Below are 15,817 nucleotides of genomic sequence, written 5' to 3'. Positions count from 1 at the left end.
GGGGCTCCGCGGCGCTCGCCGTCCATGGGCCGGGGCCCCGTCCCGTTCGCCTCGACCCGGGTTCCTGCGCCGGTTCGGCGCGGCCCGCCGAACCGGTGTTGCAGAACGCGCCGGAGCTGGCGGTTTCGTACACCGGTTGGGGGGTGGGTACCGTCGGCGGGGTGGCGGACCACTACGAGGTACTCGGGATCGCGGCCGACGCGTCCGGCGAGCAGATCAGGCACGCCTACCGGCGGCTGGTGAAGGCCGCCCACCCCGACCGGTCGGGCGACACCGAGCGGTTCCACCGGATAACCGAGGCCTACAAGGCCCTGTCCGACCCCGACCAGCGGGCGGCCTACGACGCCCGCCAGCGGCCGGCGGCCACCGCCGTCGGTGCCCCCGCCCGGCCCGGCCGGCCCGATCAGGCCCCGCCGGTGCCGGCCCCGCTGCCCCGTCTGACGCGCCCGCCTCGGTGGGGGCGTTGGGTGGCCGTCCTCGTCGTGGTCGTGATCGGAGGGGCGGTGTGGCGGGGAGCGGTGACCGCCCCGCCAGCGCTGGGCGACGACTGTCTGGTGGGCGCCTGGCGGGGGGAGGCGTTCGAGGTCCCCTTCCGGGGCACGCTGATGGGGCGGGAGGTCACAGCGCCGATCAGAGGCGGAGCCGGGGCCACGCTGGCCGTGTCGGCCGACGGCCGGGCGCGGTCGGACTACACCGGGTCGTCCCCGCTGGTCGGGTCCCAGGCCGGCCTGCGCATCGAAGCGGTGTTCACGGGCACGGTCGACGAGCGGTGGCGGGCCCAGGGCAGCCGGCTCGAACAGGCCGCCATCGGGCCATCGGACCTCGAGCTACGGGCGACCATTGACGGCCGCCCGCCCGACCGCCCCGTGGCCGTCGACGTGGTCAGCGGCGAGTACTCCTACACGTGCACGGCCACCGCCCTCGAGCTCGGCCCGTACCGCTACACCCGGTTCTAGGGCGGGCCGCCCTCGGTTGTGGCCGCCTCTGGGCCCGCTCCCGGCGCGTCCGCCCGACCAGAACGGGCTGGGGGTAGGTAGGTGACCGTCGTCCGGCCCGTAGCGGGGTGGACGGCGACCTCGGCGTCCACGCCGTACACCCGCTCCACCAGTTCGGGGGTGAGAAGGTCCGGGGGCGAGCCGGCGGCTGCCACCCGGCCCCCGTCGAGCATGACGAGCTCGTCGCAGTAGGCCGCCGCCAGGTTCAGGTCGTGCAGGGCGGCCACCACGGTCACCCCGAGCCTCCCGACGATGCCCAGGACCTCGAGCTGGAACCGGATGTCGAGGTGGTTGGTGGGTTCGTCGAGCACTAGCACCCTGGGCCTCTGGGCCAGGCAGCGGGCCAGGAGGACCCGCTGCTTCTCGCCCCCCGACAGGGTCGTGAACTCACGATCGGCGAGGTCGGTGGCCGACACGTCCTCGAGGGCCTCGGCCACGATGGCGTCGTCGGCCCGGTCGAGCCGCTCGGTCAGCCGCTTGTGCGGCGCCCGGCCCATCTGCACGATCTCCCACACCGAGTACCCAGCCTCGGCCGTGGTTTCCTGAAGGACGGCGGCCATCGAGCGGGCCACCACCCGCCCGGGGGTGGCCCACACGTCGGCGCCGTCGAGGCTGACCCGTCCCGAGGTAGGCCGCTGGGCCCGGTACATGCAGCGCAGCAACGACGTCTTCCCGCTCCCGTTGGGCCCGAGCAGGCCCACGAAGCGCCCGGGCGCGACCGTAAAGCACACGTCGGCCAGGACGGCCCGGCCTCCTACGGTCCAGCCCACCCCCTCGACGTCGACTCTCAACCCTTCGCCTCCCGCCGAGCCAGCAACCACAGGAAGACCGGGGCGCCGATGGCGGCGGTGACCACGCCGATGGGCAGCTCCGCAGGACGGATGATCATGCGAGCACCTACGTCCACCCAGACGAGGAAGATGGCCCCCAATAGCCCGGCCACCGGGACCAGCCGGCGGTGGTCGGGCCCGACCAGCAACCGGCCGACGTGGGGCAGCACAAGGGCCACGAACCCGATGGCTCCACTGACAGCCACCACCGAGCCGACGAGCAGGGCGACGAGAACCACGAGCGTGTGCCGGAAGCGGTCGACCTCCACGCCCAAGGTGGTGGCCGTCTCGTCGCCCAGCGACAGGCAGTTCAGGGTGCGGGCGTGCACGACCAGGTAGACGGACACGACTACGAGAGCAGCCGTGGGGGCCACCAGCCACCGGTAGCGGGCACCCGCCACCCCGCCCAACAGCCAGAACAGGGCACTGCGCAACTGGGCGTTGTCGGGGGTGCTGATCACCACGTAGTTGGTGGCCGCGTTGAGGAGGGCGGCCACTGCCACTCCGACGAGGATCATGCGCAGGGGAGACAGCCGCCCGCCCCGTCGGGCCAGCGTGAAGACGGCCAGGAACGTCAGCAGGGCGCCCACGAAGGCGGCCAGAGGGATCGACGTCGTGCCGAAGCTGCTCCCCAGAGCGATGACGCCAATGGCTCCGAAGGCGGCTCCGGCCGAGATCCCGAGGATGTAGGGATCGGCTAGCGGGTTGCGGACCAGAGCCTGGACCGACACTCCGGACACGGCCAATCCCGCACCCACGACCGCGGCCAGCAGTACCCGCGGGAACCGGATCTGGGTGACGATCACCCGGCGCGAGCCCTCGGCGCCGTCACCGAGGAACTCATCGACCAGCGTCCCCCACACCTCCAAGAAGGGGATGGCGACCGGCCCGATGCCGACCGCCATCACCATCGATGCGACCAGCGCGGCCCCGAGCCCACCGAGGACGGGAGCAAGAGGCGCCCGCCGGTGAGACGGCCGGGCCCCGACCGTCAGTGCCACAGGGGCCCGGCCACCCACGGGAGGCCGGGCCACCCGCTATCAGCCACCGGCCAAACCCTTGGCAATGGTCACCAGCGCCTGCCCGTTACGGGGACCGGGCTGCACGTCGTTCACCCCCACGCTTACGATCCGGCGGTTGGCCACGGCCTTCACGCCCGCGACGGGCTCGTAGCCATATAGGAACTCCTCGGCCGTGGTCAACGGGAACGAACCGGTGGTGACGACCAGGATCACGTCGGGGTTGCGCTCCACGGCGGTCTCCCAGTCGAAGCGGCCGAAGCTGGAGATCTCGGGGAAGATGTTCTGGCCGCCAGCCCGGGCCACCAGATCGGCTGCCAGCGTAGACGCACCGTGCGTGCTCGGCTGCTCTCTTCCGGCTGCGTAGATGAGCACCTTGGGACTGCCCGGGGCCGGGCGTGCGGTGGCCGCCTCGGACTTCAGCTTCGCGACGAGGTTGGCCGCCTGCGCCGGGACGTTGAAGACCCGGCCCAGGTTCTCGATGTCGGCGTAGGTGTCGTCGAGGGTGGCCCGGCCGTCGCCACACTTGCCCTGCACGAGGTAGCTGCTCACGCCGGCCGCCTTGAGCTCGCCCCGGTCGCCGATGGCCGTGGCCGCGAAGTCCTCCGAGTAACCCGACACCACGTAGTCGGGGTTGACCGAGAGCACCGCCTCCTTGCTGGGCGGGGGGAACGTCCGCTCGGTGATGATGTTGACCCCGGCCATCTTCGGTTGAAGGTCGGGGGACAGCACCCCGACGGCACCGACCACGCCGGCCAGCTTGCTCTCCAGGCCGAGGGCCAGCATGAGCTCTGTGCCCGGGACGCTAGGCGTCACGACCCGCTCCGGCGCCTCGGTGAAGGTGTAGTCGACCCCGCAGTTGCGCACGGTCACCGGGTAGGGATCGGGTCGGGCCGCCGTGGTCGACGCCGTCGTGACGGGCGCCTGGGCTGATGCCCTCTCGCCCTCGTCCGAACCCCCGCATGCCGAAGCGACCAGAGCGATCGGGAGGAGGGCCGTCGCCCACTTCTGCCTACGCCTTCTTCTATCCGCTGACCACACGGTCGCTCCTTTGCCGATACAGGTTTGGTTCTCGGAACTGTTCTCGTTGACCCTAGCGGGGCGGGGCCTCGTTGACAATGAGAATCGTTCCTGGAACACTCAGGGGGTCGGCGGCCCTCGGACCCCCGGAAGGAGGTGAACGAATGAAGATCACCAAGAGCATCAAGGCCCAGAAGGCCTCGGTCTGCTCCAGCAACCACGCCCTCACCGTGCGCTCGAGCGCTCTCACCTGGCGGTAGGGCAGACCCGTGATCCCCCCGGGGCCGTCAGCCGGCACGGCCCCGGGGCCACCGGAAAGGAGGACCCTTGGACTGGACGGCCTACGACACGTCATTGCGCTACCGGGAGGGCACCGCGGTCGTCCCCACCTCGGCCGGATGGCTCGTACACCTGCCCGACGAACAGTTCCTGCGGATCGAGGCCGAGGAGGCCTCGCGCTCGGTGGTGGACGACCTTCTGGGCGGGCGCACGAACCCGGCAGCCGCCATGGCGGCCGCGCCCGGGGCCGGGACAGCAGATCTGCTTGACGTCCTCCTGGCCGAAGGGGCCCTGGCTGGCCCCGAGCCCACGGCCCCGGGGTGGGTGGTGATCGTCGGAGGAGGCCTGACGAGCGAGCTCGTCGACGGCTTGCTGTCGCGCTCTGGCGTGAGGGTCGAACTGGCCGCTGACCTGGACGGCCTTGACCAGGCCGGGCCGCCCACGAAAGCCACGCCCGACGCGGTCGTGGCCGTGGCCCGCTGGCTACCTGACAGGCGGTGGCGGGCCTTGGACGGGTGGGCAGCCAAAGTGGGCGTTCCCTGGCACCGCGCCCACGGCGAGGGCCGGTCCTGGTACGTCGGGCCCTTTACGGTCCCCGGGGAGAGCCCGTCCTACGAGGACCTAAGGCTACGGAGGCTGGCTGCCTGTCCCTGGCCCGCGGACCTGCTGGAGCTGTGGGCCTGGCTCGACGGCGGGGGAACGGCCGCTGGCTGCGAGCAGCCCGGTCCCGGGGAGGCCGTGGCCGCGGCGCTGTTGGCCGCCGACGTGCTGGCCCACCTGCGAGGCGAACCCGTACCCGGCTCCCACGTGCAGGTCGGCGTGGACGCCGTGACCGGCATCGTCCGCCGCCACCCGGTCCTCCCCGTTCCTCGGGACCTCCTCGTGGACCAGCCGTGATCGACGACGAGCCCGGCGTCGAGTTGCCGCACAGCGCCGGCCCGTTCCCGACCTTGCTGGTCTGCGCCCCCCGTTGGCGGGCACCCATCGCCGGGGCGTCCCAGGCCTGGCTCGACGCCGGCTTCGCGGTGGTGACCGATCACCACGGGCCCTGCGGGCTCGACGGAGGCCTGAGCGGCAGTGACTCGCAAGGGTGGGACGTGCTGGCCTGGGTGGTGGACCAGCCGTGGTGTGACAGGCGAGTGGTGTGTGCCGGGACGGCCTACGACGCGGAGCCGGCCTGGTGGGCGGCAGCCAGTGGCCACCCGTCGGTGGCGGCCGTGGTGGTACGCCAGCCCTGGGTCTGTCCCGGAACGGCCGGGCCGTTCCGCCTCGAGGACGAGCTGTTGTGGCTGGCGGACCACGCCCACCCTGAGAGCCGGGCGGGCTCGCTCAGCTCGCTCCACGAGACCCTGAGAGGCCTGCTCCTGGCCGGGCCGCTGGCCGGCCTCGCCGATCGCTGGCCCGGGCCGCTGGCCGGCTGGCCCCTCGGCCCGCCGGCGCGCCCGTGCCGGCCGCGCCAGAGCAACGGGCCGGGCGCTGAGCGGGGTGGGGGCCTAGAGGCCGCGATCGCGGCCGTGGCCGCCGCCGGGGTCCCCAGCCTCCATCTGGCCTCGTGGTTCTGCCCGTCGGCGGTGGCCAGCCTGGCTCAGGCCGAGGTCTCGGGGCCGTCCGCCACGGTGATCGCCGGCCCCTGGGTCAGCGGGCTGACCCACCGCCTCGCCCCCCATTGCGTCCTGGCGATCGAACCCGCCCAGGTGCCGTGCCCAGAAGCCCTGGCCGCCTCGTGGGCGGCCGAGCTACTGGCCGGCGCAGACCCCCGTTCCCGGGGCCGAGCCCCTGGTCAGGCGGCGGCCGCACGCCCGACGCCCAGCCAGCAGGCCACCGGGAGGAGTTTCCTACTCGGCAGCCACCGCTGGGTGAGCCTCGACCCCCGGGGCGCCACGGTCTCCCGCCAGCTGACCGCGTGGGCGGGCGGGGCCCGTGGTCGCCTACGGGCACCGGGCGTACCCGGGCAGGCGTCGCCGCCGACCGTCCTGGTCCACGACCCCGGCGACCCGTTCCCGTCGAGCCGCCACAGTGACGACCACCGGCTGCCGGTGGCCCGGGCCGATGTCGTCTCCTGGTTCTCGGCATCCCTGGCTGGGCCCCTCGGGTGGTTCGGCCGGGCCCAGTGCCGAATGGAGGTGTGCGCCCCGACACACGGCTGCGACGTGGTCGTAACCCTGCTGCACGAGCGGGCCGGAGGTGAGCGCACCCGCCTGCTCGACTCGGCCGTCGAGGTCGCCGCTGGGCGGACGAAGGTCGTGGTCACCTTCCCGCCGGCCGCCGTCGAGATCCCCGCCGGTCACCGGATCGGCGTGGAAGTGACGACCTCTCGGTTCCCGCGCTTCGCCCGGGCCATCCCTGGGGCCGACCGGTGGCAAGCGGCGTCGGGACCGACCGTCGAGATCACCGTGGCCCCCGCGGCGGGCGGCCTGCTGTGGCTGCCGGAGGTGACCTGGCCGTCCGACGCCGCGGCCCCCGCCCGGCCCAGCGGGGAGGAACTGGGCGCGGGCAGCAACCTGGCCACCCTCGTCGACGAGCGCACGGGCGTCGTCACGGCCGTGGAGCCGGTTGCGACCGCCCCCGGGGCACCCCCCTGGGCTCACCTGTACGCCGGGGCGGTGGCCGACATCGGCGCCCACCTCCCGTGGCCCGCCGACAGGGTGACGACCGGCATGGCAGTGGCCGACCGCCAGCGGGCATGGTCGTCGGCCGTGGGCGAGGCCGTCGAGCGCTACTGCGGCAACTTCGTCCCGGCGGGGCTGCGCCGGGCGAGCTTCGACGAACTGGCGCGCGAGGGAAGAGCGGCCGTCGACCCCCGCACCCTGGCCCTCTACTCGCCGTCCCAGCACGCGGCCCCGGGTTTCCCGTTCGAGCCCTTCACCACCGGTCTGAGGGTGCGCTGGGCCGAGGGCTACACCCTCGACGACGGCCTTCCCGTACTCGTCCCGGCGTCACTCGCGTACGTGAACTACCACCACCTGGCCGGCGAGGGTGAGCCGCTCACGAACTACGTCAACCTGGCCGGCATCGCTGCCGGCCCCGACCTGCAGGCGGCCGAGACGGCGGCCATGGAAGAGCTCATGGAGCGTGACGCCACCATGATCTGGTGGCACAACGCCCTGGCCGCCCGGCCAGTCGAGGTGGACGACCTCCGCCTGGCGCCCTGGCTACGCCCGTGCCCCGAACTGGGCCCGGGCTGGGCCCAGGCCGCCGGGGTGGAGAGCCCGTGGCGGTACCGGCTGGTCGCCATCCCCACCACGCTCGACGTCGCCGTGATCGGGGCCCTCGTACACGACCCGGAGGCGGGGATCGTCGGCCTCGGCGTGGCGGCCCGGCCCGACCCGGTGGCCGCCGTCCACAAGGCCATCGTGGAGGCTGTCAGCCTGCACTTCTACGCGTGCGGGCTGGACGACCCGGCCGGCGCCATCTGGGAACTGTCGGAGTCCGGCCTGTTCGACGGCTCGGTCCTCAAACCGCACCGCGCCGACCGCCGGTACCGCGACGACTACCGCTCCGATTGGCGCGACGTGCTCGACCTGGCCTGCCACAGCCAACTCTGGCTCGACCCCCGCATGGAGCCGGCTCTGGCCCCCATCGTGGGTGAGGCGCCGCCGGTCACCCTCGACCGTCTCCCCAAGGTGACAGGTGACGTCAGGGCCGGCTACATCCGGAGGTTGCTGGCCCAAGGGCTGCGGCCTTGCGCAGTCGACATGACGACGCCGGACGTGGCCGCGACCGGAGCTCGGGTCGTCAGGGTGGTGGCTCCCGGGGCGTACTCCAACCCACCGGCCGCCTTCGCGTTCCTCGGTGGGCGCCGCCTCTACACCGACCCCGTCGTCCTCGGTCTGAGGGAGGTCGCGGCTGAGGAGGAGGAACTGGTGCTCGCCCCACTTCCCCACACATGACCCACGCCTCCCGCATTCTCGACGAGCGCACCGGCCTCGTCGGTGAGCTGGCGACGGTGGCCGTGGCCGGCGGCCCGGCGGCGCGTACCGCCGCCCTGTGCGACACGGCGGCGTTCGCCCTGTGCTCGGGCGGGCCCTTGACGGCCGGCGCGTCGTGGTACGACAGCGATGCGGCCGTCAGAGCGGCCCTGGGCGAGGCCACCGAGCGCTACTGCGGCCACCTCGTTCCCCGGTCGCGGCTGCGGTGGGGCAGCTACCGGGAGTGGGCCCGGGACGGGACCGATGCCGTCGACCCGGCCACCTTGGCCCTGTACCGCCCCGAACAGCTCGCCCGAGCCCAGTTCCCCTTCGCCGGCATCTCCTCCAACGAGCACATCGCGTGGACCGAGGCCACCGACAGCCAGGGCGGCACGGTCCTCGTGCCCGCCAGCCTGGTCTGGCTGGCCCCCGGCCCCCATAGCGCCACGCCCGACGGGCGCCAGCTCCACCTCCCGGTCAACGCCGGCATCGCGGCCGGGCCCAGCCTGGCTGCAGCCGCCGAAGGGGCGCTGGTGGAGGTCGTAGAGCGCCATTGCCTGGCCCAGGCCTGGCACGGCGGCCGGGCCTTTCCGCTCGTAGAGCGGGTCCCCGGGTACGAACTGCGGGAGGTCCCGTGCGATCTCGGGCTGGCTGTCGCCCTGGCCGCCGTGACCTCCGACGACGGCCTGACGGCCTACGGCTGCGGGGCCGGCCCGCGCTGGGAACAGGCCGCGGCCAAGGCCCGGGCCGAGGCTACCTTCATGGTCACGACGGCGCGCCTCGTCGCCAACGGCTTGGACACCTGGGAACGGCCTCGGGGACCACTGGCCCCGCACCGGGCCGACGGTCGCTACGCCCGCTCCTACCGCCCGGACCTGGCCGATGCCACCGACATCACCTGCCACCTCCAGCTGCTGGCCGACCCGTCGGTGGCCACCCGGGTGGCCGGACGCCTGGCCTCAGGGCATGGTCCGCGGTCTTGGTCCCACCCGCCGAGGGCCGAGATGGGCGACCTGCACGCGGCCCTCGATGCCGCCGGGCTCCGGCCCCTGACCGTCGATCTGACGACACCTGACGTGGCCTCATGTGGCCTGGCCGTGGCCCGGGCCGTCGTGCCCGGCCTGCGGGCGACGGGCCCGGCCGCCTTCCCCTACCTGGGCGACGGCCTTGCCCCCCTGCCGGGACAGCCCTGCCGCCTCCCGGTGCCCCATGTCTGACAGCGCGGCCGGGCCGCGAACAGGGCGGGCCCCGCGGCCCGCCCGGCGCGCTCGTTTGCACCCGGGCCGGGGGAGCGGTCGGCGGAACGGGCTCCGGTCAGCTCCCGGGACCGCCCCCGGCGGGGGGCTGGCACACAGACCTGGTCCGCCTCGACCTCCGGGCCCCGCTTGCTTGCCCCGGGCGCGTGCAGTTCTCGGGAGCGAGCGACGCACTCTCAGCGCGCCCGCCGGTCGGGCTGCCGGCGCGCCGGCCGCCGCGCCGTGACCGCCCGACGCGCCCTCCTGGCCCGTCCCGGGGACCGGTCGGGACCACACCGCGCCCTGTGGGCGCTGACCTACCCGCTGATCGTGGGGAACCTGGCAGCCGTCGCCCTCAGCGTGACCGACGGGGCCGTCCTCGGCCGGTTCTCGACCGACGCCCTTGCCGCCGTCGGGCTGGCCGCCCCCGTGATGCTGGTGGCGACCATACTGGCCACGGGGTGGGCCACGGCCGTCCAGGTCATGACCGCCCGCCGCCACGGGGCCGGCGAAGCGGCCGCCACCGAGCGCGCCCTCGATATCGGAGCGGCCGTGGGCCTGGCTGTCGGGGCGGTCGTCGGGGCGGCCCTGGCCGCCATCGCCTCACCCCTGATGAACGCCCTGGCCGGCGACACCGACCTGGCCCCGGCCGCCGCGAGCTACCTGCGCGTGGTGGCCGTGGCCCTGCCCCTGCTGGGGGCCATGACCGCCCTCCGTTCCGCCTTGGCCGGCATGGGCCTGACCAAGGTCACGATGCGGGCTGCCATCGGGGTCAACCTGGTCAACATCCCGGTCACCATGGTCCTCGTCCTGGGCCTCGGGCTCGGTGTGGTGGGGGCGGCGGTCGGGACGGTGTCGGCCGTGGCCTGCGGCTTCACCGCCCTCGCCTGGTACGGCTGGCGCCGGTTGCCGGCGTCGGGGCACTGGCGCCGTCCTCGGCCCCAGGGGTGGACCACCGAGGTGGCCAGGATGTGGAGGATCGGTTGGCCGGAGACGGCGATGCTCTCTGCCGGCTATCTGACGTCTGTCCTGCTGGCGGCCATCGTGGCCCGGTTGGGCGTGGTCGACCTGGCCGCGTGGTCGATCCTGGGCCGGGCCCTGCCCGTGCTGTGGACTGTCATCTACGCCTGCAGCAGCGGGATAGCCATCATGGTGGGCCAGCGCCTGGGAGCCGGGGATCCCGAGGGCGTCGGCTCGGCCCTGCGGTCCGGGTGGGTCGTGACCGGGTGGCTGGCGGCCGCCATCGTTGCCCCCGTCGTGGCCGTACCCGACCTGGTGTTCGGGGTCTTCACCGACGACGGGGCCGTAGCCGGCCAGGCCGTGGCCGCCCGCCTCTACCTCTTCGGCCAGGCCCCGCTCATGGTCGCCACCATGGTGTACTCGGGAGCCCTGCGAGCCGGGGGTGACACCCGCTCGATCATGGTGGCCTCGACCGTCGCCAACTACCTGTGCGCCCTACCGCTGTCCTGGGCGCTGGCCATCCCCTTGGGCCTGGGACTGCCCGGTGTCTTCGGCGGCCAGCTCGGCTACTGGGTCCTGCGGCTGGCCATCACCCACCGGAGCTTTGCCCGAGGCCGCTGGCGCACGGCCTCGCTCTGACCGCAAACTACGGTCATGGCGTGATCCGCGAGCACGTCAAGCATGCCGGCGTGGGGTTCCTGATGGGGTCGGCCGACGTGGTCCCGGGAGTCTCGGGGGGAACGGTGGCCTTCGTCACGGGCATCTACCCCCGCCTGGTGGACGCCATCCGCGACGGCGCCCGGGCCGCAGGGTGGCTGGCCCGGGGCCGGGTGGCCGACGGACTGCGCGGCCTGCGCCAGGTCGACTGGGCCCTGCTCGTTCCGCTGTTGGCCGGCATACTCACGGCCGTGCTCACCCTGGCCTCGGCCATCGAGCACCTCCTGGAGGAGGAGCCGGTCAAGCTCTCGGGGCTGTTCTTCGGGCTCGTGGCCGGCTCGGTGGTGGTGGCCCGGGGTCTCCTGCGCCGGCCCGACCGGTCCCACCTCGTGATCGCGCTGGTCAGCGCGGTCGCCCTGTTCCTCGTCCTGGGGCTGCGCACCGAGACGTCGGCCGAGGCCGCGGAACTGGTCCAGGCCCCGCTGTGGGCCTTCCCGGCCTCGGGCGCGGTGGCCATCTGCGCCATGATCCTGCCGGGCGTGTCAGGGTCGTTCCTGCTGGTCATGCTGGGTATGTACGGCGACGTGCTGGGCGCAGTGAACGACCGGGACTTGCTGCCCCTGGGCCTGTTCGTCGCCGGCTGTGTGATCGGGCTGGCCGCCTTCTCCCGCCTGCTGGCGTGGCTGCTCGACAACCACCACGACCGGGTGGTGGCCTCCATGATCGGGCTCATGCTGGGCTCGGTCAGGGTGCTGTGGCCGTGGCCCGCGGGAACCTCCAACACCGAACTGGGGGCGCCCAGGGGCGACGTGCTCTTCCCCGTGCTGTTGGCCGCGGCCGGCTTTCTGTTCGTCTTGCTGCTGGGCCGGCTCGGGACCGTCGAAGAGGAGCCGGTGCCCCACCCCGGCTGACGGGCCCCAGCGGGCGGGCCGGTCCTACAGCGAGGCGCACTGGCCAGTCTTGGCCGCCGCCGTGTTCGGTTGGCCGGCGTCCACCGGCGCGGGGTCGTTGCCGGCGCACCCCAGTGCACCGAACATCGTGTTGGCCTTGACGACCGTGTTGCCCGGCCCGTTGCCGTCGAAGGTGGCCGAGTGCGAGACGGTGTTGGCCCCGAACATGGCGGCCAGGTTGGAGGACATGACCACGTGGCCCGCGATCCGGTTGCCGGCGCATCCCGCCGCCGGGTCGCCGGCCCGAACGGGCACGGGCGCGTCGGTCACTGTCAGGGCGACCATCGACGGGCGGGGCCCGGACACGTCGGTGCCGCACAGGTCGAAGAAGGCGGGCGCATCGGCCACGATGCCTCCCGCCACCCGTGAACCCACCACGGTGAGCGCCCCACCGGGTTCGACGACGACCCCCCGGGCCACCCGGGCGCCGGTTACAAGCACGCTCTCACCCGCCCCTACGACCAGGGGGCCGAGGAAGTCGCCGGTCACCGTGGAGGTGAACGGTGGCGCCTGGAAGGCGGTGATCGTGACCATCTCGTCGGGCGCGCCGCACGGCGAGGTCGCGGACGTGTGCAGGTCGTCGCCGCTGTAGACCGCGGTCCACCAGTAGGTGCCCGGTGCCTCCGGGCTGAACCACCCCGAGGTGGCCGTCGTGCCGTCGACCACGTCATCGGTCGAGGTGAACACCTCGGTGGTGCACGTGGCGTCGCTGAACAGCCTGAACGTCACCGTTCCGGTCGGGCCTGCACCCACCCCGCCGCTGAGGGTGGCCACGTCGCGCACAGGGGTGCCCAGGACGCCCCCGGGTGACGCCACCGTCGAGATCGAGGGAGCCACCTTGGGTGTGGTCCCGTTGAGGCTGATCATGAACGCCTGGCCGTTCCAGGTCCCCGACGACGTGGCCGACGCCGGCCCGTGCTCGGTGGGCGAGAAGCCAAAGGACATCTGGCAGGACTCACCGGGCTGCAGGGTGTTGCCCTGGCAGTTCTGGACGGCCGAGAAGGGGGCCCCGACGCCGCCGCCGGCCCCGTCCATGACCACCGGGGCGGTCCCGACGTTGGTGATGTCGACGGTCTGGCTGGGCGCCGTGTCCCCCACGGCCACGGCCCCGAACTCCAAGGCCGTGGGCGAGACCAGCAGGCGGGGCGCGATGCCGGTGCCCCGCACGGCGACCTGGAAGGGCTGGTCGTTCCAGGTCCCCGACGAGGTGGCGGTGGCCAGGCCCGCCTCGGTGGGCGAGAAGCCGAAGGACATCTGGCAGGACTCACCGGGCTGCAGGGTGTTGCCCTGGCAGTTCTGGACGGCCGAGAAGGGGGCCGCCAGGCCGCCGCCGGCCCCGCTCATGACCACCGGGGCGGTCCCGACGTTGGTGACGTCGACGGTCTGGGAGGGCGCGGCCGTGCCCACCTGGACCTCGCCGAACTCGAGGGCGGTGGGCGAGACCAGCAGGCCCGTCGACGGCGGCACAGCGGCGCCGGTGCCCCGCACGGCGATCTGGAAGGGCTGGTCGTTCCAGGTCCCCGCCGAGGTGGCGGTGGCCAGGCCCTCCTCGGTGGGCGAGAAGCCGAAGGTCATCTGGCAGGACTCACCGGGCTGCAGGGTGTTGCCCTGGCAGTTCTGGACGGCCGAGAAGGGGGCCGCCAGGCCGCCGCCGGCCCCGCTCATGACCACCGGGGCGGTCCCGACGTTGGTGATGTCGACGGTCTGGGAGGGCGCGGCCGTGCCCACCTGGACCTCGCCGAACTCGAGGGCGGTAGGCGAGATCAGCAGGGTGGGACCGTGCTCGTCGCCCGCGCTCGGAGCGGCGATCAGGCCGGTGGCACCCAGGGCCACCATGACCATCGAGGCCAGCACGGCGCGTGGACGGCGCCTGCTGCTCCCGAGAGCGAGGGCAAATCCGCTCCGTACGGCCCGTGCCATTGTTCGACCCCCTGATACCCGTGTTCCTGGCACGAGCCTGCCGCGTCGCCCGCCCGACCGCAACGCCACCCCGGCTCCCGCGCCCGCCGAAGGCCGAAGGCCGAAGGCCGGGTCAGGGGAGCACGGGACCGGTCGCTACGCTGCGTCCATGGCCGAGGGCACGGACGCAGCCGGCCCGGGCCGGCGGCTCGAACTGGGGATCGACACGTTCGGCGACGTCGGGGTCGACGACGCCGGCCAGCCCCTGCCCCAGGGCGAGGTCATCCGCCAAGTAGTGGAGCAGGCCGTGCTGGCCGACCGGGTGGGGATCGACTTCATCGGCGTGGGTGAGCACCACCGGCCCGACTTCGCGGTCTCGTCCCCCGAGGTGGTGCTGGCCGCCATCGCCGGTCGTACACAGCGCATCCGGCTCGGTTCGGCCGTGACCGTTCTCAGCTCCGACGACCCTGTCCGGGTCTTCCAGCGGTTCTCGACGCTGAACGCCCTCTCCGGTGGGCGGGCCGAGGTGATCCTGGGACGCGGCTCGTTCATCGAGTCGTTCCCCCTGTTCGGCTACGACCTGGCCGACTACGAGCAACTGTTCGAGGAGAAGCTCGAACTTTTCGCCACCCTGCTCAAGGGCGGTCCCGTCACGTGGTCGGGCCAGACCCGGGCCGCCTTGGAGGGCCAGCGCGTGTACCCACCCGTCGAAACCGGTTCCCTGCGGGCCTGGGTCGGGGTCGGGGGCAGCCCCCAGTCGGTGGTGAGGGCGGCCCGCCACGGCCTTCCCCTGGTGCTGGCCATCATCGGGGGCGAACCCGAACGGTTCGTGCCCTACGTCGAGCTCTACCACCGCGCCCTGGCCGAGTACGGGCACCGCCCCCAGCCCGTGGCCGCCCACTGCCCGGGGTACGTGGCCACCACCGACCGCCAGGCACGCGACGAGCTGTGGCCCCACTACTCGGCCATGCACGCCCGCATCGGGAAGGAGCGGGGCTGGCCCCCGATGACCCGGGAGCAGTTCGACCGCACGGCCGGGCCGGACGGGGCCCTGTTCGTGGGCTCGCCCGAGACGGTGGCGGCCAAGATCGTCCGGGTCGCCACCGCCCTCGGCCTGTCGCGCTTCGACCTCAAGTACAGCGCCGGCACGCTGGCCCACGATCGCCTGATGGCCGCCATCGAGCTGTACGGCACCGAGGTGGCGCCCCTCGTCCACCAGGCCGCCGCCGGGCGGTGACCCGGACCAAGGACGCCGCTTTCCGGGCGGGGACGGCCGCCCACCGGGCCCTGCTGCGCCTGAGCCGGGGGCGGGCCTTCGGCCGGGTAGCGGGCATGCCGGTCATCGTGCTGTCCACCACCGGCCGGCGCACGGGGCGCACCCGTTCGACCGTGCTCACGGCGCCCGTCACCGACGGTGGCCGCCTCGTCTTGGTGGCCTCCTATGGTGGGGACCACCGTCACCCCGCGTGGTTCCTCAACGTGCGGGCCAACCCCGACGTGACCGTCACGACCGGTGGACGGTGCACACCGATGCACGCCCGGGTGGCCACCGCGGCCGAACGGGCCGACCTGTGGCCTCGGGTGGTCGCCGCCTACCCGGGCTATGCCACCTACCAGGCCCGCACCCCCCGCACCATCCCCCTGGTGATCGTCGAACCCCGCCACGGTGGGTGACCTGAGGAAGGAGGGTCCCAACTTGGACGAGCTTGGTTTCACCGCTGGCATCACGTTCCAGGACGACCGCGCCCAGACGGTGGACGTGACCGCCATCGACGCCACCGGGATCACCTACGTGACCCCCGACGGGCCCGGGCACGCACCCTGGCCCGAGGTGAAGGCCGTCATGCTGGCCACCACCGACCACATGCTCGAGAGCGCCGGGTCCCTGTTCACCATGGCCGAGCGCCTCGAAGCAGGCGGGGACGAGGGCACGGCCGCGGCCCAGGACATGCGCCGCTTCGGGGCCGGGCTGCTCCAGCAGCTCGCGCCCCGTGTCTGCCCCATGGGGGTGGCCTGCGGCCTGCGGCCGGGCCGCCAGCCGGGCGCCTCGCCCGGCTAGTCCCCG

Annotated in this window: 13 protein-coding genes; 9 read left to right on the top strand and 4 right to left on the bottom strand. The window is 73.5% G+C overall.

Translation table 11 applies throughout. The features are described 5' to 3' along the window. Positions 1–143 precede the first annotated feature (143 nt). A complete protein-coding gene (locus AB1673_08605; protein ID MEW6154031.1) occupies positions 144–956 on the top strand; it encodes a J domain-containing protein in 813 nt (270 codons plus the stop codon). Here AB1673_08605 and AB1673_08600 read toward each other — a convergent pair. From AB1673_08600 to AB1673_08590, 3 genes are all read right to left on the bottom strand, one after another. Continuing rightward, a complete protein-coding gene (locus tag AB1673_08600) occupies positions 953–1,786 on the bottom strand; it encodes an ABC transporter ATP-binding protein (GenBank protein ID MEW6154030.1) in 834 nt (277 codons plus the stop codon). The two genes, AB1673_08605 and AB1673_08600, sit on opposite strands and share 4 nt — an antisense overlap. Then, a complete protein-coding gene (locus tag AB1673_08595; GenBank protein MEW6154029.1) occupies positions 1,783–2,736 on the bottom strand; it encodes an iron ABC transporter permease in 954 nt (317 codons plus the stop codon). Before AB1673_08595 ends, AB1673_08600 begins: the two co-directional genes overlap by 4 nt. Before the next feature lie 129 nt (positions 2,737–2,865). After that, positions 2,866–3,717, bottom strand: a complete 852-nt coding sequence (locus AB1673_08590) for an ABC transporter substrate-binding protein (protein ID MEW6154028.1) — start codon at positions 3,715–3,717, stop codon at positions 2,866–2,868. Positions 3,718–4,191: 474 nt separating this feature from the next. Here AB1673_08590 and AB1673_08585 point away from each other — a divergent pair, with 474 nt between their 5' ends. The 5 genes from AB1673_08585 (at position 4,192) to AB1673_08565 (ending at position 11,814) form a co-directional block, all read left to right on the top strand. Further along, positions 4,192–5,040: a hypothetical protein gene (locus AB1673_08585; GenBank protein ID MEW6154027.1), complete on the top strand. Its 849-nt coding sequence runs from the start codon at positions 4,192–4,194 to the stop codon at positions 5,038–5,040. Further along, positions 5,037–8,033: a YcaO-like family protein gene (locus AB1673_08580; protein ID MEW6154026.1), complete on the top strand. Its 2,997-nt coding sequence runs from the start codon at positions 5,037–5,039 to the stop codon at positions 8,031–8,033. Before AB1673_08585 ends, AB1673_08580 begins: the two co-directional genes overlap by 4 nt. Continuing rightward, a complete protein-coding gene (locus tag AB1673_08575; GenBank protein MEW6154025.1) occupies positions 8,030–9,268 on the top strand; it encodes a YcaO-like family protein in 1,239 nt (412 codons plus the stop codon). The genes AB1673_08580 and AB1673_08575 overlap by 4 nt, the downstream gene beginning before the upstream one ends. Positions 9,269–9,529: 261 nt before the next feature. Further along, entirely contained in the window at positions 9,530–10,885 is a 1,356-nt protein-coding gene (locus AB1673_08570; protein ID MEW6154024.1) for an MATE family efflux transporter, read from the top strand. A gap of 20 nt (positions 10,886–10,905) precedes the next feature. Continuing rightward, complete coding sequence (locus tag AB1673_08565; GenBank protein ID MEW6154023.1) at positions 10,906–11,814, top strand: DUF368 domain-containing protein; 909 nt, start codon at positions 10,906–10,908, stop codon at positions 11,812–11,814. A gap of 24 nt (positions 11,815–11,838) precedes the next feature. Here AB1673_08565 and AB1673_08560 read toward each other — a convergent pair whose 3' ends face one another. After that, positions 11,839–13,773, bottom strand: coding sequence for a choice-of-anchor D domain-containing protein (locus tag AB1673_08560; GenBank protein ID MEW6154022.1), 1,935 nt, complete (start codon positions 13,771–13,773; stop codon positions 11,839–11,841). Between the two features lie 148 nt (positions 13,774–13,921). Between AB1673_08560 and AB1673_08555 the strand changes: the two genes are divergently transcribed. Genes AB1673_08555 through AB1673_08545 form a run of 3 tightly spaced genes read left to right on the top strand, consistent with a single transcriptional unit; the run spans position 13,922 to position 15,811 of the window. After that, entirely contained in the window at positions 13,922–14,989 is a 1,068-nt protein-coding gene (locus AB1673_08555; GenBank protein ID MEW6154021.1) for an LLM class flavin-dependent oxidoreductase, read from the top strand. After that, complete coding sequence (locus AB1673_08550; protein MEW6154020.1) at positions 14,986–15,426, top strand: nitroreductase/quinone reductase family protein; 441 nt, start codon at positions 14,986–14,988, stop codon at positions 15,424–15,426. Before AB1673_08555 ends, AB1673_08550 begins: the two co-directional genes overlap by 4 nt. Positions 15,427–15,448: 22 nt before the next feature. Further along, on the top strand, positions 15,449–15,811 hold the full coding sequence (locus AB1673_08545; GenBank protein MEW6154019.1) for a hypothetical protein: 363 nt from the start codon (positions 15,449–15,451) through the stop codon (positions 15,809–15,811). Positions 15,812–15,817: the final 6 nt, after the last annotated feature.

The sequence above is a fragment of the Actinomycetota bacterium genome (assembly GCA_040754375.1).
Lineage (GTDB): Bacteria > Actinomycetota > Acidimicrobiia > Acidimicrobiales > AC-14 > JBFMCT01.
Note: the sequence above shows the minus strand (reverse complement) of the source record. Positions and strands in the feature narration are given on the sequence as shown.